Raw genomic sequence first — 15,702 nt, 5'->3', positions numbered from 1 at the left:
ACATTACGAGTGAAACTGTATATTCTCTACTAATTCATCGTAAATTTTTAGTGCATCATTTTCTTGTTTTTCTTCCAAAGTAGCGTAAAGCTTTCTATACATATCGATAGAATCTCTTGAAACTTTACAAGAAAGCGTTGATACGTAATCATTTACGATCATCCAAATGCGATATAGTAAATAATTATCGACTTGTTCAATAAGTGTTTTAAAGAACGTTTGATGAAGCATTGGAATTGAGTTTTCGTTTCCTTCAAGCACTTGATGTAATTTACTTAGCACTTTAGAAAACGTTTCTTTCGGTAAATTACATACAATTCGAATCATATCTTTCTCGAGTAATCGTTTCGTTTGTAATAAATCACGAATTGTTTTCTCATCTTGCAATAAGAACGGAGCAATTAATTGTACAAGACCGTTATCATAAAAGTTTCGAATAAACGTCCCTTCACCACGTCTCGTTTCAATCAATCCTACCAGTTCTAAAGCACGCAATGCTTCTCTTACAGAGGAACGTCCTACGTTTAAGCGTGAACTTAACTCACGCTCAGACGGCAAACGATCCCCCGCCACCAATCCATCCTCTTCCATAATGGAACGGATTTTTTTTACAATTTCGAGATATACTTTTGTATTTGATGATGTCAATGGAAATTCCTCGCTTATTCTTTACCAATCAGCGCTAATTGTTTTGTTTTTTCAGCGATCTCATTTGGATCTACTTGACGGCGAGCTACTCCTGTCTCCATTGCTGCTTTTGCAACGTAAGCCGCTACTTGAGGCGCTACACGCGCGTCAAATGGTGCCGGAATGATATAGTCTGCATTTAACTCATCTTCTGCTACAAGCTCAGCAATAGCCTGTACAGCTGCCATCTTCATTTCTTCGTTAATTTGTGTCGCATGTACGTCAAGTGCACCGCGGAAAATACCAGGGAACGCCAATACATTATTTACTTGGTTCGGGAAGTCAGAACGACCTGTTCCAACAACAGCTGCGCCCGCTGCTTTTGCCAATTCTGGCATAATTTCTGGAACTGGATTCGCCATTGCAAAAATAATCGCATCGTCATTCATTGTACGAACCATCTCTTCTGTTAATGCACCTTCTGCAGATACACCAATGAATACGTCCGCACCTTGTACAACATCAGCTAAAGAACCTTCTATACGATTCTTATTTGTATATTTTGCAACTTCATCCTTCACTGGATTCATACCTGTAGGACGACCATCATAGATTGCGCCTTTACGGTCACACATAATAATGTCGCGTACACCATAGCGATATAAAAGTTTAATAATTGCAATACCTGCTGCACCTGCGCCATTTGCGACAACTTTAATGTCAGACATTTTCTTTCCAACTAATTTCAGTGCATTTACAAGACCTGCTACTGTTACGATAGCTGTTCCGTGTTGATCATCATGGAAGATAGGAATATTTGTTTCTTTTTTCAAACGCTCTTCAATAATGAAGCAGTTTGGTGCTGCGATATCTTCTAAGTTAACGCCGCCAAAAGTTGGCTCCATTAATTTTACAGTTTCAACAATTTTATCTACATCGTTTGTATTTAAGGCAATTGGGAATGCATCTACACCAGCAAAGCTCTTAAATAATACAGCTTTACCTTCCATTACTGGAAGAGATGCTTCAGGTCCAATGTTACCAAGACCAAGTACAGCTGTTCCATCTGTCACAACTGCTACCATATTTCCCTTCATCGTATATTCATATACCTTACTTTTATCGTCATAAATTTCTTTACAAGGTTCTGCAACCCCTGGAGAATATGCAAGACTTAAATCTTTTGCATTTTCTACTTTTACTTTTGATACAGTTTCTAATTTTCCTTGATGCACTTTATGCATGTGAAGTGCTTCTTCACGAAGTGTTGACAAACTATCCACTCTCCTCAAATTATTCTTGCTGATATCAATTTCTCCAAGTGGTCTGACCACGAACACTACTACTATAATAATCGAAGTGTAGGGAAATTGTCCATTATATTTTCACAACTACATTTTCTTCCCCGACAATTTCACGAAGTGCTCCTAAACATTCTTCACTTGGATGAATCGATAAACTCCGAGATAATTGTACCATTTTATGTTCCTTTTCATAATAAATTAGTACTTTCGCAAAACCTGAATAGTCGAACAATATTTTCGTAACCCGATTTAAAAGCTTTTTCTCATACTGAGATGGCAATTTCACGTAAACAGATGCGTCTTTCTTTTCTTCATAAACATCCATTTCCTCTAGCGGATATAGTCCATTTACAATCCATTGCAGCTTATGATTTCTTAGCTCAATCGTACCGTCAACTAAAACAATTGCTCCTTCTTGCAACTTATCCGAGAAATGTATATACATTTCCGGGAAGAGGACCGCTTCCATTTCATCATTTTGATCACAGAATGTAATAAATGCCATCTTTTGAAACTTTTTCGTACGAATCACTCTAACACTTGTTATATACACAATAGCTCTTTGTACTTTTTTCTTGTGTCGCATCGCCTGAGCGAGAGATGGAATTTCTAATTCTTTTGCTAACTTCACATATTGCGCTGTCGGATAACTTGATAAATAAAAGCCAAGTACTTCCTTCTCTTTATTTAGTTGTTCAATAAAAGATAGCTCTTCTCCTTGTACATATTTTGATTTTGGAACAGCATCTCCTAAATCACGTGCGAGATTCGCGTACTCTAACGCCCCTTTAATACTTTTCCATAAATTCGTTCTCGAAACACCAAAATCATCAAAACATCCCGACCAGACGAAAGCTTCTAAATTACGCTCCGTTACGAACTTTGACGGCATACGGAGACAAAATTCAAATAAATCTTCGAACATTTTTTTCTCTCGTTCTTCTAATAATGCCGTCACTGTAGCCATTCCAATATTTCGGATCGAAAGTAAACTGTAACGTATCGCATTCCCTTCTATTTGGAAGTTATAACCACTTCTCTGAAGAGACGGCGGCAAAACGTGAAAACCTTTCCGCTTCGTTTCTCGTATATACTGTACAATCTTATCTTCATTTCCAATTGCACTTGATAATAATGCCGTCATAAATTCCAGCGTATAGTTTGCTTTCAAATAGGCAAGCTGATATCCGATCATACTGTAAGCTACAGCGTGACTTCGGTTAAAACCGTAATTCGCAAATCTTACAATTAAATCATAAATTTTTTCAGCAGACGTCTCATCATAACCATTTTGCAAACATCCTTGGACGAAATGCTTACGTTCCTGATCTAAAATATCACGATTTTTTTTACTCACCGCACGGCGCAGTAAATCTGCTTCTCCAAGCGAAAACCCAGCTAACTTCGATGCAATTTGCATAATTTGTTCTTGGTATACAATGACGCCGTATGTTCTTTCTAAAATTGGCTTTAAATCCGGATGTAAATATTCGATTTTTCTTTTTCCATGTTTCGATTCAATAAAAGTCGGTATCTGTTCCATCGGTCCTGGTCTGTATAACGAGTTAACAGCTACGATATCTTCAAACTCATTCGGTTTTAACCCGCGAAGTACATTTCGCATACCACCTGACTCAAGCTGGAATACACCTGTTGTATCCCCTCTCCCTAATAATTGGAACGTCTTTTCATCTTGAAGAGGTAAGTTTCTTATATCGATTTCTTTCCCTGTTTTGTTCGCGATAAATTTTATAATATTTTCAAGTAACGTTAAATTACGTAATCCTAAAAAGTCCATCTTAAGCAACCCAAGTTCTTCTAGCGCATCGGCTGGATATTGCGTAACATAAACATCGTTATGTCCTTCTTGAATTGCTACACTGCCTGTTAGCGGTTCTTGACTCATAATAACACCAGCCGCATGAATAGACGTATGACGTGGTAAACCTTCTACACGTTTTGCGATTTCAAACACACGCTCATGCAGAAGATTCCCTTGTATAAACTCACGAAGTGATTGTGATTCTTCATATGCATCTTTTAACGTTATACCAAGCTTTGATGGGATAAGTTTTGAAAATATATCAATATCTCGCGGCGGAAGCCCCATTACGCGGGCAATGTCTCTAATTGCCGCTTTTGCTGCAAGCGTACCAAACGTTACAATTTGCGCAACACGGAGCTGACCGTATTTATCTTTCACATAGCGAATCATCTCATCACGTCTTACGTCTGGAAAATCAATATCAATATCGGGAAGCGTCACACGTTCAGGATTTAAAAACCTTTCAAATAATAGATCGTATTCAATTGGATCAATATCTGTAATTTCTAATACGTATGAAACGAGTGAACCAGCTGCCGATCCACGACCTGGTCCTGTTAGAATATGATTTTCATGTGCATACTTCATAAAATCCCATACGATGAGGAAATAATCACTAAATCCCATACGAGAAATAACATTTAATTCATGATTCAAACGCTTTATATGCACTTCTTTCGGTTCACCATATCGTTTCCGCAAACCTTCTTCACAAACACGACGCAAGTATATATCACTCGTTTCATTTGACGGAACAGGAAACTTCGGAAGTTGATTTACATGGAACGGTATTTCTACTTGGCAACGCTCTGCAATTTTTATTGTATTTTGGATTGCTTCCGGCGCATGGGAAAATAGTGCTTCCATTTCATCCGATGACTTTAAATAATACTGATCTGTTTTCAGCCTCGGCCTATCTGGATCAGTCATTTTCGTTCCACTTTCAACAGATAGTAAACATTCGTGAACAAGCGCGTCACTTTGATTGATATAGCGCACATCATTTGTTGCAACGACTGGAATATTAACCCTACTAATAAATTCAGGTAGTTTCTCTTGTAAAAGCAACTCAGCTTGAATCGCATGATGCTGCAAACTCATATAAAAATGGCCGAACATATTTTGATACGTGCGAGCTACTTCTTCAGCCTGACTCTCATTGTCTTCTAGTAATAATTGCTCAATTTCGCCATCTTTACCTGGTGAAATAGCAATTAATCCTTTCGCATAATGCGCAAGCCACTTCTTAGGAATACCTTCTTTGGACTTTGTCATAATACTGCTAGAAATCTTTAATAAATTTTGGTAGCCTATTTCATTCTCAGCAAGTAATACAAGCGGATAAGACCTTTCTTCTTCTTCACTAAAAATAGAAGCGGTTAATCCAATAACAGGCTGTATACCATGTTTCTTACATGCTTTATAAAACGGAATAACACCATACATAACATTTTCATCCGTAATAGCCAGCGATGAAAAACCAAGTTCTTTCGCCCTGACTACAAGTTCATCAATTTTACAAGCACTTTTTAATAAACTAAAAACGGTTTGACATTGTAAATGCACAAACTTCACTGTTGTACCCTCTCTTTACCTATTTGACTACTTTTATTATAGGTGATGAGGAAAGCGGAAATCAAAACATACTTCTTATACTTTGTCCATATATATGAAGAAGAAAGGGGAATGACGATGGATGTAAGAGAACATACTTTTTTCTCTCTGCTTATTATTAGTTATTTTATTGCCTTTGGGGTTATACTTGGCGGTTCATTAATTGGTGGATTTGGTGCGTTTCTTATTGGAAAACCAGCTCTAACTTACATTAATCAATTCGCCCAAAATTTAAGAATTTGGGCACTCGTTGCAGCAATCGGCGGAACATTCGATACCTTTTATAGCTTTGAAAGAAGTTTCTTTGGCGGAGATATGAAAGATATCGTAAAACAAATTCTCCTTATTTTTTTCGCAACTGGTGGTATGCAAACAGGTCTCATTATTATTAAATGGCTAACGCAGGAACATGTATGAGAGTACCAAGTGCTAATACAGCAAAAAGATGGTACTTAGTATTAGCTGGGGCTGCTGTTGGAGGCGTTTTGAGCTGGTTTATTTTTTTGTACATATACGGTGTTTTTCAAGAAGAACAAGCTAGTAAAATAGCAGAACAAAGAGAAATTATAGAAAAACAAGAAGCAAAGCTCCACGTCCTTCTCGAAGATCAAGAAAAATTGAACACTGAAAATAAACGGCTCTTAACCATTCAAGAGATTAAAATAAAACTTATCAATCGAGAAAAATACGATTTAGACAATCTCACACTCGAAAATATGACTACATCTATCCATAATGATCTCCAACATCTTTTAACGAAAAACATTCAAAGTATCGCAAAAAATAAAGACCTACTTAAAAAGGTAATCGAAAATAAAACGTACAAACATTACGATCGGCTATACCGTTTTAAAGTCGATACAATATCTTTTGATACAGTGCTTGAAATTAGCATTACTATAGAGAAAGAAAAATAAAGAAGGAGGGCTTTAGCGCCGCTCCTTCTTTTCGTTCTAACATATAGTCTCTTATTTACAAATCTCACGTAAATCAGCAAAAAGACGATCCGCTTCTTCCCAAGAAAATGCCTTCGCACCAGAAGCCATCGGATGCCCCCCGCCGTTATATTGCATTGCTAATTTGTTTATAACTGGTCCTTTTGAACGAAGACGAACACGAATTACGTCGTCTTCCTCTAAAAATAGAACCCACGCCTTTAATCCATCAATATTGCCAAGCGCTCCAACAACACCAGATGCTTCAGAAGGAAGTACATCAAACTCTTCTAATACTTCTTTCGTTAATTTAATGTAAGCTGCTCCTTCTTCTACCATCGTAAAGTTTTGTAAAATATAACCGTTTAAACGAGCAATTTTTTCTTTTGTCTTATACATTTCATTGTATAAATCTGTGAATTTCACACCCATATCAACAAGCTCACTTACGTAACGAAGTGTTTTTGCTGTCGTATTTGGGAATAAGAAACGACCTGTATCTCCAACAATTCCTGCTAAAATAAGGCGAGCTGCTTCTTTTGTTATTTTTAATCCTTTATCTTTTCCATAGTTATAAAACTCATAAATCATTTCACTTGTAGAACTCGCTGTCGTATCTACCCACGTAATATCTCCATATGGATCTTCATTTGGATGATGATCAATTTTAATTAACATCTTCCCTTTTGTATAGCGTTGATCGTCAACACGTTCTTGATTCGCAGTATCACAAACAATAACAAGCGCATTTTCGTATACACTATCTTCAATATCATCCATTACTCGTAAGTATGCTAGTGACGGTTCATTGTACCCAACCGTATAAATATTTTTCTCTGGAAACGATTCTTGTAGAATTGTACCAAGACCACCCTGTGAACCTAACGCATCTGGATCCGGACGCACGTGGCGATGAATAATAATTGTATCAAACTCTTTAATTGCTCCTAAAATTTGCTCATGCATATGTATAATCTCCTTTTTAATCAACTTCTTCACTTTATCCTCCATTATAACGGAAAGTATTTCATACATGCGAACAATTGCTTTATAATAAAAGTTAGAAAGTTTAGATATTTCTTTTTCTTTTCTATTATTTTTCATAAAGCGATAGGAGTGTTCACTATGCCAGTATTAGTCTTCTGTATTATCGTCTCATTTATGTTGTACCTCTTTTACAAAACAAAATACTTTCGTACAAACCGCCCAATGGAGAAAGGTTGGCTCTCAGGAAAATCCGCAATGGCACTCGGTTCATTCGTTTTATTTTTCGGGATAAACCAATTCTTTTTAGAACTTTCAACCGCTCGTATTATCGTTGGTGTTTTATTCGTTCTATTTGGTAGTGCAAGTGTATTTAACGGGTTTCGCCAATACAAACATTTCTTGCCATTAGCAGTTAAAGAAGCCGAAGTCTATGAAGCAACATAAAAAAGCATCAATATTGTGATGCTTTTTTATGTTGCTTAACTTTCAAAATCATATATGCAACAAACGCAGATGGTATATTAAATGGGTTACCTTGTACATGAAAATGTAATTGTTCTTCTTCAAAAGACATTTTTTCATATAGCTCTCGCTGAGATAATCCTGTCTTTTCCTTTTTTTCATGTAAACCTTGTAAATATAAATATTGAATAGGTATCATTACAAGAAAGTAAAATAATGCGATACTACCAAAAAAAAGTACGGCTGACGACATAATGCATACCACCTTTCATAATTCCATTTTCTTACAATATAATCATAACACAATATACAACTGAATTGAATTATTATTCTGTCTTTTCTCACGTCACTTTTCCACTCCATCCCATACATATTTCACTAAAACTCCCATCTAAAATCATGCCTTTCAAATTTAAAACAACAAAAAAGATGGAACAAATCAAAACGATTTGTTCCATCTTTTTATTTATCGATTAACTGAACCATAAGTAATGCTTTTCCAACAACATTACCTTCATGATGCACCTCTACATCGACCTTACCAAATTTACGTCCAATTTCTAATACTTTCGGATGAACAGATACAACATTATCAATTTGAACCGGCTTTACGAAATAAATCGTTAAGTTTTCAACAATTAAATCGCTTTTCTTTTGCGCACGAATGACGCGATTTGTCGCTTCTGTCACAATTGTTGCAAATACACCGTACGATAACGTTCCAATTGAGTTCGTCATTTGCGGCGTCACCGAAAATTGATATAGATGCTCATTCTTCGCTTCTTTTGGCGTCATAAATTGATTCGTTACAATATCATCAATGGTTTCTCCAACTTGCGGCTGACGTTGAATCATTTGCAGTGCCTGAAGTACATCTTGACGGCTAATAATACCTTGCAGTTTATTTCCTTCCTCAACGACAGGAAGTAATTCAATTCCTTCCCACACCATCATACGTGCCGCAGCTGCGACAGACATTTTACCGTTCACTGTAATTGGGTGCTTTGTCATTACTTTATCAATTGGTGTTTCTTTCGCTACTCCGATCATATCTTTTGAAGTTACGATTCCTAGCACTTTGTTACTTTCATCGACAATTGGATATCTTCCGTGCATTGTCTCTTCGTTATATGCATGCCATTGCTGTACTGTATCACTCGGCTTTAAATATAACGTTTCTTCAATTGGCGTTAAAATATCTTCAACGAGTACAATTTCTTTCTTAATAAGCTGATCGTAAATCGCACGATTAATTAACGTTGCGACCGTAAATGTATCGTAGCTACTTGAAATAATCGGCAGCTTTAATTCGTCTGCTAATTTCTTCACATGATCTTCCGTATCAAATCCGCCCGTAATTAATACAGCGGCTCCAGTTTCTAATGCTAATTGATGTGCATTCGTACGGTTACCAATAATGAGTAAATTCCCAGCTTCTGTATAGCGCATCATCGCTTCTAATTTCATAGCTCCGATTACGAATTTATTTAATGTTTTATGTAGTCCTTCTCTGCCCCCAAGTACTTGACCATCGACAATGTTAACGACTTCTGCATATGTCAGTTTTTCGATATTCTCTTTCTTCTTCTGTTCAATTCGAATTGTTCCGACACGTTCAATTGTACTAACATATCCTTTATTTTCTGCATCTTTAATTGCACGGTAAGCTGTCCCTTCACTTACACTCAAATCTTTCGCGATTTGTCTTACAGAAATTTTATGGCCTACTGGCAGGCTATTAATATGTTCTAAAATTTGGTTATGCTTGGTAGCCAAATGGTTTCACCATACTTTCTTTTCCCTAAATTCTTCATGTGTTGTACTTTTAGTATACTATATTTTCAAAACTGTTACACTCTCTCTTTGCATACCTGTACTATTTTTTTTATAACAAAATGTCTCTTGCATTCCACCATTCATTCTATTACAACAATGTAATGCTATTGTCATCTCATTCGATAGTTCGTACACTTGATTACTTATACAATTAAGACAAGAAATAAAACAAAGGAGCGAACACATGATGAAAAAATTTTTAGAGGTTGTAGGTGCTGTATTTTTAGCTTTCGTAGATGGGAAAAAAGTTGCAATGGAATTGAATGAAACACCTGAACAACCACGTACCAAAAGAAAAGAATCACCAAAACAAATACAAGCATTAAAAGCTGTCCTACACACATAAAAAACCCTTCACTTTTCTTTTTCAAATGAAGGGTTTCTTTTCTATAGTGTAATACTTTCTCCAGCTTCTAATACTTTCCCTGTACAATTTTGTAGCTTTTCTACAAATTGATATGGATCTTGTTCAATAACTGGGAACGTATTGTAATGCATCGGTACAACAGTTTTCGCATTAATCCATTTTGCCGCTAGTACAGCATCTTCTGGTCCCATTGTGAAATTATCACCAATTGGTAAAAATGCTAGATCAACTTTATTTAATTCCCCAATTAACTTCATATCAGAGAATAGTGCAGTATCTCCTGCGTGGTATACAGTTTTCTCTTCTGCTGTAAATAAAATACCTGCTGGCATACCTGTATATGTAATCGTCTTATTTGCTTCATCAATATAACTAGAGCCGTGGAATGCTTGTGTAAACTTCACTTTTCCGAAGTCAAATTCATGTGAACCACCAATATGCATCGGGTGTGTATTTACACCTTGCCAACTTAAAAATGTTGCTAGTTCAAATGGCGCTACAACAACTGCATTATTTTTCTTCGCAAGTTCTACTGTATCTCCAACATGATCACCGTGTCCATGCGATAAAAGGATTGCATCCACTTTTACATCTTCAGCTTTTAAATCTGTTTTCGGATTATCTGTTAAAAACGGGTCAATTAAAATAACTTTTCCATTCGCCTCAATTTTCACAACTGAATGTCCATGATAAGATACTTTCATTATTACATTCCTCCCCTATTCACATTCTCACTTTTTATTCTACATGATTTTTCAATCCCCTGTCTTTTCTAACATCTATTTACTTGTCATAACGCTTTCTTCCGAGTTAAAGTTATATTTGTAATTAAATATCTCGGGGGTGCCAATCGATGAATGCTAGATTAGAAAATTTAATGCAATGGCTAAAAGAAAAAAACGTAGAAGCTGCGTTCTTAACTTCTACACCGAACGTCTTCTACATGACAAACTTCCACTGTGAACCACACGAAAGACTTCTTGGTATGTTTGTATTCCAAGAAAAAGAACCTATTTTAATTTGCCCTAAAATGGAAGAAGGCCAAGCACGTAACGCTGGCTGGGCACATGAAATTATCGGATTTACTGATACTGACAGACCATGGGATATGATTGCAAAAGCAATTAAAGACCGCGGCATCAATGCAAATGCAGTTGCAATTGAAAAAGAACATTTAAACGTAGAGCGCTACGAAGAATTAACGAAATTATTCCCAAATGCAGCTTTCAAATCAGCTGAGGAGAAAGTTCGCGAACTTCGTTTAATTAAAGATGAAAAAGAACTTTCTATTTTACGCGAAGCAGCTAAAATGGCGGACTATGCTGTTGAAGTTGGTGTAAATGCAATTAAAGAAAACCGCAGCGAGCTAGAAGTATTAGCAATTATTGAACACGAATTAAAAACAAAAGGCATACATAAAATGTCATTTGATACGATGGTATTAGCAGGTGCGAACTCTGCTCTTCCACACGGTATTCCTGGCGCAAACAAAATGAAACGCGGCGATTTCGTACTATTTGATTTAGGCGTAATCATTGATGGTTATTGCTCTGATATTACACGTACAGTAGCATTCGGTGAGATTTCTGAAGAGCAAACTCGCATTTACAACACTGTACTTGCTGGACAACTACAAGCAGTTGAAGCATGTAAACCGGGTGTTACACTTGGCGCAATCGACAACGCTGCTCGTTCTGTTATCGCAGATGCAGGTTACGGTGACTTCTTCCCCCACCGCCTTGGTCACGGACTTGGAATTAGCGTACACGAATATCCAGATGTAAAAGCTGGCAACGAGTCTCCATTAAAAGAAGGTATGGTCTTCACAATCGAGCCAGGTATTTACGTACCAAACGTAGGTGGCGTTCGTATTGAAGATGATATTTACATCACAAAAGACGGATCAGAAATTTTAACGAAGTTCCCGAAAGAGTTACAATTTGTAAAATAATAAAAAAGGCAGCTTGATTGCTGCCTTTTTTATTTCTCTACTATTTCAAATTTAGCACCATCTTCTCCTCATACTTATCATCCCATTTAATCACAATCTCTATTGGTTCATCTTTAGAGATAGGCGCGCAACTTACACAAGAAGACTTCATTTCAACCTTTGCTCCTCTATGAACTTCTGACGTTTGCGTTATTGTACTAAGCTCTTCATTAATAACAATCTCCAAATTTTTAAATTCTGTATTTCCATCTCCGCCCTTATACTGAAATGTAAACACTCCATCTTCACTGTCATCCTTAATATGGCCTTTATATTGTCCCTTCCAACTTTTGCTCTCGCTAGAAAAAGTAACATACGAAATCGAACAACTTCCTAAAAAGAAAATACTAATAAAAAAGAATAATGCTCTCTTCATCATGCCCCTCCATTCAAAAGCACTTATTTATTGTCTATTTCTTCCTTTAAATATTATTAAAAAAAGAAGGCCACTTAGAAAGTGCCTTCTTCTATTTCACTAATATTTAATTGAAATTTCACGATCCAAACTGAGAAAAGGTGGACAAGAAGCGCAAACGCCATACATGCTCCGCTTAAAAAAGTTAGTATAGGATGCGAATACACGTGCCCCAATCCATAGGATATCGCCACGAAAAACATTGTTATGTAAATATAAATTGCTCCATGTATTTGCCTCATATAAACCTCCTTTTCCCATATTATAACATAAATTTTCTGATTATTCACATTAATTACTTGTAATCAATATTTCTCAACTGTTACACCTCTTACAGCAGCCTTAATATACGGTGTTCCTTGTAAACTTTGTAAATCCTCTGTTTTCCTGTTACGACTACACCGTATATTGGTAAGTCTTTTGGTTTGGTGTTTTTTATTTCTTTATCCCGCATTAACAGGCAGTAAGACCCCACATCAAAATTCAGCGGAAGCAAAGAAGTTAGGTGGGGGGCGGACTGCTCGTAAAAGCCCGATTGGTGAGGGCTGATAATCAGTGAGGGATGCCCTCACCACTGATTAAAGTTTCACTTTATAGTTTATCCTAAAATATTCTCGATATCCCTCTTTATTTTCACTTAAAGATATCCAAATACAGCTTTTATAAATTTTTCTATAATAAAAAGCACATTTATTTTGATGTGCTCTTCACATATAATTTAGTAAAATATGAATCATTTTTTGAAACAAAAACTCCCACTCATCTCTCCCCATACTATCGTTATGACTTAGTTGCCATAATAATTGAACGAGGATAAAATCCCAGCTTTTCATAAAATGATACAGCTTCATTTCCATACACTACTGTTAATTCAATTTCATCTATCTTTTTCACTTTAAACCATTCCACTGCACTATTCATTAATTTCAAACCAAATCCGTTTCTTCGGTATTTTTCATCAACAAATAAAACTTCAATCTTTCCGCTTACGCTTTTACTATACGCTATACAAAATCCTAATATATTATCTGTTTCTGACTCAATCAATAATTCAATTCTATATTCTCCGTACTTTGAGTTCTTTTTATAATTTTCAATACGTTCCTCAAATGTCATTCTTGGGTAATCGCCAGAAAAATATTTTGATTTATTATTATGATATTCATGCAATTTATTTAAGGATTCTCTTATTATCTCTATTTCATCGAGAGTGATATATTTATTACTAATTCTCATCCTATAGCATCTCCAATAATATATATTTCAGCAAAAAAATAAGACTGTTTTTTGTTCACAAAATATTACTCTATTATTTCATCGCTTCCTTCACAACATCTTGAATCATAACAACTTCTGTTTTCATATCAACAGACGGTACTTCCTCATCAATACATTCATACCAAAACGCTAAGTGCTTCTTATCAATTTCATGATGAGAATTTTCGACAAGAGTCCCACCTTCTCCTTGCACAGAATACCAATATAAGTATTCTTCTCCATCTCTTATTTCCCGGAAAATTGTCTCAACGTACATCTTTTCGTCGTTTAATGTCAAAAGCACTTCTTTCATATTGTCATTAAGAAGCTGCATCCATTCATCTACACGATGACTTTTACCTTGTTTCACTTTGAATCTCGTTAATTCCACATTCATTTTTATTCCCCCGTTTTCTTACGTACAAACAATCTATATTCTATCGGATTATGAAAACTTAATTTACTAGCTAGTTTTTGCGAAGGAATATTGTCTACATAACAATCCCAGCACGGTGTAATATCATTTTGCATGCAATGCTCAACGAACCGTGTCGCAACAGCTTGAGCTAATCCTTTCCCTTGATATGCTTTATGCGTAGCAATATCGATTTCAGCAAAACTATTCCCTCTAAATATTGAGACGCATTCAGCTATAATCATCCCACCTTGTTCTATACAAAATCCGAAACCACCGTTCAAAAATAGTTCTTTTGATCCCCAATATTCTTTATAATACTTCTCTGTAAATTCACTGCTTCGTTCTATATCACTTTTATCAATACGCTTCACTTCATATGTATTTTTATTTGCATCTTGTGTTCGCTCTTCAAAGATTTCTCTTTGGAATTTCATTCGTGGCACATTCCGAAGTACATTACTAAAACGCCCTTCAATCATCATTTCCCACTCTTCACTTGAAGCGAATAGTGTAAATCTCTTCTCTGTTTTTTCAATAGCCATTTTTAAATACATCAATAAATCTTCATTATAATTTTGATCATCCGTATGACCAAATAAATAATAGATACCGTTAACTGTACGAATTAATCCTGCTGTTAACTTCTCGTTGGCAAAAATCTCACCATCTATCATTTGGTCACATACCGCATAAGCAAATGTCGTCGTTCTTGTATTACTTTCCAAAATCGGAATGATTTTTCTATACTCAGCTACAGATAATTTTTTCATAACTGCTCCACTTTAATCGTATCAGCTTCTATATTTTCGAAACAAAGATTTACTGTTCTCTTTAATGCTCTCGTTCTATGAATCGTACACGCTGGAATTAAAATAGAATCATTCGGCTTTAAAACTGCTGTTTCTCCATCTTCAAAATCGATAAGCAATTCTCCCTCTAGCACAATGAATAATTCATCCGAATTAGAATGATAATGCCAATCATATTCGCCAGTAAATACAGCGATTCGTAAGCAATGACTATTTACATTTGAAACGACGAAGTTTTTATGTTGATCTTGAATGTCCTTTGTTAATTCTATTAAGTTCACAGTCTCCATATTCCGTCTCACCCTTTCATTAGTCGTTCTTCTGAAAAACTAACTTAGTCTCCACCACCTCCGCAATCTCCTCCACCATCACTTGAGCTGCTACAATCGTTGCTACTGTAGTCACCGAATCCACTTGATGAGCTTGAATTGGATGAAGATTTTTTGCTTCTTTTTCTATCTTTTTTACTTTCATGACTAGGCCATACTTTATCAAATAATATAAAGAATAAGATTCCTTCTACCATAACAAGCATAACGCCAAAAATACCTTCAATAACATTAGGGGTTATCCCCAAACTTTTAACCATCCCACATAAAAACACACAAAAAATCACATACAAGAACATACAAATATATCGAAATACTTTTTCTATCATAAGGACTACTTTTTTTGAAAAAGGTATGTTCTGTTCCTGTTTTCTCTTCATATACTCTTGTCTCTTAACTTGCTTTTTCTTCCTCTTTTTGCTCCCCATTGAATCCCCTCTTTTTGTTATATAATTCTAAATTATCATAATAAAAATCAATTTACACCAATAAATAACAATTATTCACATGTTATTTCTCCATAAAAA

General features: G+C 35.8%; 19 protein-coding genes and 1 pseudogene. 5 read left to right on the top strand and 15 right to left on the bottom strand.

The genetic code is table 11. The features are described 5' to 3' along the window. Positions 1-3: 3 nt before the first annotated feature. From AU379_RS01445 to dnaE, 3 genes are all read right to left on the bottom strand, one after another. Positions 4-648 carry a GntR family transcriptional regulator gene (locus AU379_RS01445; protein ID WP_000204439.1) on the bottom strand — a complete coding sequence of 215 codons (645 nt, stop codon included), beginning with the start codon at positions 646-648 and terminating at the stop codon, positions 4-6. A gap of 14 nt (positions 649-662) precedes the next feature. After that, positions 663-1,871 (bottom strand): malic enzyme-like NAD(P)-binding protein, encoded by a 1,209-nt coding sequence (locus tag AU379_RS01440; RefSeq protein WP_161508111.1) that lies wholly within the window; start codon positions 1,869-1,871, stop codon positions 663-665. Between the two features lie 133 nt (positions 1,872-2,004). After that, entirely contained in the window at positions 2,005-5,331 is a 3,327-nt protein-coding gene (gene dnaE / locus AU379_RS01435; RefSeq protein WP_000673717.1) for a DNA polymerase III subunit alpha, read from the bottom strand. A 42-nt stretch (positions 5,332-5,373) separates the two neighbouring features. Between dnaE and AU379_RS01430 the strand changes: the two genes are divergently transcribed. Then, a complete protein-coding gene (locus AU379_RS01430; RefSeq protein WP_002005839.1) occupies positions 5,374-5,787 on the top strand; it encodes a YtrH family sporulation protein in 414 nt (137 codons plus the stop codon). Then, positions 5,784-6,287 (top strand): sporulation membrane protein YtrI, encoded by a 504-nt coding sequence (gene ytrI, locus AU379_RS01425; protein ID WP_001265736.1) that lies wholly within the window; start codon positions 5,784-5,786, stop codon positions 6,285-6,287. The genes AU379_RS01430 and ytrI overlap by 4 nt, the downstream gene beginning before the upstream one ends. Positions 6,288-6,338: 51 nt before the next feature. Here ytrI and AU379_RS01420 read toward each other — a convergent pair whose 3' ends face one another. Continuing rightward, entirely contained in the window at positions 6,339-7,271 is a 933-nt protein-coding gene (locus AU379_RS01420; protein ID WP_030028516.1) for a bifunctional oligoribonuclease/PAP phosphatase NrnA, read from the bottom strand. A gap of 159 nt (positions 7,272-7,430) precedes the next feature. Between AU379_RS01420 and AU379_RS01415 the strand changes: the two genes are divergently transcribed. Then, positions 7,431-7,736 carry a YtpI family protein gene (locus AU379_RS01415; protein ID WP_001144776.1) on the top strand — a complete coding sequence of 102 codons (306 nt, stop codon included), beginning with the start codon at positions 7,431-7,433 and terminating at the stop codon, positions 7,734-7,736. A gap of 7 nt (positions 7,737-7,743) precedes the next feature. On the opposite strand, the gene AU379_RS01410 is transcribed toward AU379_RS01415, so the two are convergent. Next, a complete protein-coding gene (locus tag AU379_RS01410) occupies positions 7,744-8,007 on the bottom strand; it encodes a DUF3949 domain-containing protein (RefSeq protein WP_000093044.1) in 264 nt (87 codons plus the stop codon). Positions 8,008-8,216: 209 nt separating this feature from the next. Continuing rightward, on the bottom strand, positions 8,217-9,530 hold the full coding sequence (locus AU379_RS01405) for a CBS domain-containing protein (protein WP_000201580.1): 1,314 nt from the start codon (positions 9,528-9,530) through the stop codon (positions 8,217-8,219). Between the two features lie 244 nt (positions 9,531-9,774). Here AU379_RS01405 and AU379_RS30435 point away from each other — a divergent pair, with 244 nt between their 5' ends. Next, positions 9,775-9,936, top strand: a complete 162-nt coding sequence (locus AU379_RS30435) for a hypothetical protein (protein ID WP_000976017.1) — start codon at positions 9,775-9,777, stop codon at positions 9,934-9,936. Between the two features lie 41 nt (positions 9,937-9,977). Here the strand turns inward: AU379_RS30435 and AU379_RS01395 are convergent, their stop codons facing one another. After that, a complete protein-coding gene (locus AU379_RS01395) occupies positions 9,978-10,661 on the bottom strand; it encodes a metal-dependent hydrolase (protein ID WP_000868921.1) in 684 nt (227 codons plus the stop codon). 149 nt (positions 10,662-10,810) lie between these two features. Between AU379_RS01395 and pepQ the strand changes: the two genes are divergently transcribed. After that, on the top strand, positions 10,811-11,908 hold the full coding sequence (gene pepQ / locus AU379_RS01390) for a Xaa-Pro dipeptidase (RefSeq protein WP_000994032.1): 1,098 nt from the start codon (positions 10,811-10,813) through the stop codon (positions 11,906-11,908). Positions 11,909-11,948: 40 nt separating this feature from the next. Here the strand turns inward: pepQ and AU379_RS01385 are convergent, their stop codons facing one another. The 8 genes and pseudogenes from AU379_RS01385 to AU379_RS01355 form a co-directional block, all read right to left on the bottom strand. Then, the gene (locus tag AU379_RS01385; RefSeq protein ID WP_000816701.1) at positions 11,949-12,323 is read right to left on the bottom strand and encodes a hypothetical protein; all 375 of its coding nucleotides are present in this window, start codon (positions 12,321-12,323) and stop codon (positions 11,949-11,951) included. Positions 12,324-12,397: 74 nt separating this feature from the next. After that, positions 12,398-12,604: a hypothetical protein gene (locus AU379_RS01380; protein ID WP_001248905.1), complete on the bottom strand. Its 207-nt coding sequence runs from the start codon at positions 12,602-12,604 to the stop codon at positions 12,398-12,400. A 63-nt stretch (positions 12,605-12,667) separates the two neighbouring features. After that, positions 12,668-12,807 (bottom strand): annotated as a pseudogene (locus AU379_RS30430) (anti sigma factor C-terminal domain-containing protein); the annotation flags it as partial. Positions 12,808-13,142: 335 nt separating this feature from the next. Next, positions 13,143-13,598 (bottom strand): GNAT family N-acetyltransferase, encoded by a 456-nt coding sequence (locus AU379_RS01375; RefSeq protein ID WP_001222923.1) that lies wholly within the window; start codon positions 13,596-13,598, stop codon positions 13,143-13,145. 73 nt (positions 13,599-13,671) lie between these two features. Continuing rightward, positions 13,672-14,016 carry a DUF6176 family protein gene (locus AU379_RS01370; RefSeq protein ID WP_001100231.1) on the bottom strand — a complete coding sequence of 115 codons (345 nt, stop codon included), beginning with the start codon at positions 14,014-14,016 and terminating at the stop codon, positions 13,672-13,674. 2 nt (positions 14,017-14,018) lie between these two features. After that, positions 14,019-14,807: a GNAT family N-acetyltransferase gene (locus AU379_RS01365; protein ID WP_000736727.1), complete on the bottom strand. Its 789-nt coding sequence runs from the start codon at positions 14,805-14,807 to the stop codon at positions 14,019-14,021. Beyond that, the gene (locus tag AU379_RS01360) at positions 14,804-15,136 is read right to left on the bottom strand and encodes a cupin domain-containing protein (protein WP_000450941.1); all 333 of its coding nucleotides are present in this window, start codon (positions 15,134-15,136) and stop codon (positions 14,804-14,806) included. The genes AU379_RS01365 and AU379_RS01360 overlap by 4 nt, the downstream gene beginning before the upstream one ends. A 44-nt stretch (positions 15,137-15,180) precedes the next feature. Continuing rightward, a complete protein-coding gene (locus AU379_RS01355; RefSeq protein ID WP_000534946.1) occupies positions 15,181-15,603 on the bottom strand; it encodes a hypothetical protein in 423 nt (140 codons plus the stop codon). Between the last annotated feature and the right edge of the window lie 99 nt (positions 15,604-15,702).

The sequence above is a fragment of the Bacillus sp. JH7 genome, from assembly GCF_001563515.1.
GTDB lineage: Bacteria > Bacillota > Bacilli > Bacillales > Bacillaceae_G > Bacillus_A > Bacillus_A cereus.
The sequence above is the reverse complement of the archived record's forward strand: the minus strand, read 5'-3'. Positions and strand labels throughout refer to the sequence as shown.

What these genes read in the sequence shown, in the direction of transcription:
- AU379_RS01440 (WP_161508111.1), bottom strand. Translation starts at nt 1,871, where the DNA reads ATGCATAAAGTGCATCAAGGAAAATTAGAAACTGTATCAAAAGTAAAA.
- ytrI (WP_001265736.1), top strand. Translation starts at nt 5,784, where the DNA reads ATGAGAGTACCAAGTGCTAATACAGCAAAAAGATGGTACTTAGTATTA.
- AU379_RS01420 (WP_030028516.1), bottom strand. Translation starts at nt 7,271, where the DNA reads ATGCATGAGCAAATTTTAGGAGCAATTAAAGAGTTTGATACAATTATT.
- AU379_RS01415 (WP_001144776.1), top strand. Translation starts at nt 7,431, where the DNA reads ATGCCAGTATTAGTCTTCTGTATTATCGTCTCATTTATGTTGTACCTC.
- AU379_RS01410 (WP_000093044.1), bottom strand. Translation starts at nt 8,007, where the DNA reads ATGTCGTCAGCCGTACTTTTTTTTGGTAGTATCGCATTATTTTACTTT.
- AU379_RS30435 (WP_000976017.1), top strand. Translation starts at nt 9,775, where the DNA reads ATGATGAAAAAATTTTTAGAGGTTGTAGGTGCTGTATTTTTAGCTTTC.
- AU379_RS01395 (WP_000868921.1), bottom strand. Translation starts at nt 10,661, where the DNA reads ATGAAAGTATCTTATCATGGACATTCAGTTGTGAAAATTGAGGCGAAT.
- pepQ (WP_000994032.1), top strand. Translation starts at nt 10,811, where the DNA reads ATGAATGCTAGATTAGAAAATTTAATGCAATGGCTAAAAGAAAAAAAC.
- AU379_RS01385 (WP_000816701.1), bottom strand. Translation starts at nt 12,323, where the DNA reads ATGAAGAGAGCATTATTCTTTTTTATTAGTATTTTCTTTTTAGGAAGT.
- AU379_RS01380 (WP_001248905.1), bottom strand. Translation starts at nt 12,604, where the DNA reads ATGAGGCAAATACATGGAGCAATTTATATTTACATAACAATGTTTTTC.
- AU379_RS01375 (WP_001222923.1), bottom strand. Translation starts at nt 13,598, where the DNA reads ATGAGAATTAGTAATAAATATATCACTCTCGATGAAATAGAGATAATA.
- AU379_RS01370 (WP_001100231.1), bottom strand. Translation starts at nt 14,016, where the DNA reads ATGAATGTGGAATTAACGAGATTCAAAGTGAAACAAGGTAAAAGTCAT.
- AU379_RS01365 (WP_000736727.1), bottom strand. Translation starts at nt 14,807, where the DNA reads ATGAAAAAATTATCTGTAGCTGAGTATAGAAAAATCATTCCGATTTTG.
- AU379_RS01360 (WP_000450941.1), bottom strand. Translation starts at nt 15,136, where the DNA reads ATGGAGACTGTGAACTTAATAGAATTAACAAAGGACATTCAAGATCAA.
- AU379_RS01355 (WP_000534946.1), bottom strand. Translation starts at nt 15,603, where the DNA reads ATGGGGAGCAAAAAGAGGAAGAAAAAGCAAGTTAAGAGACAAGAGTAT.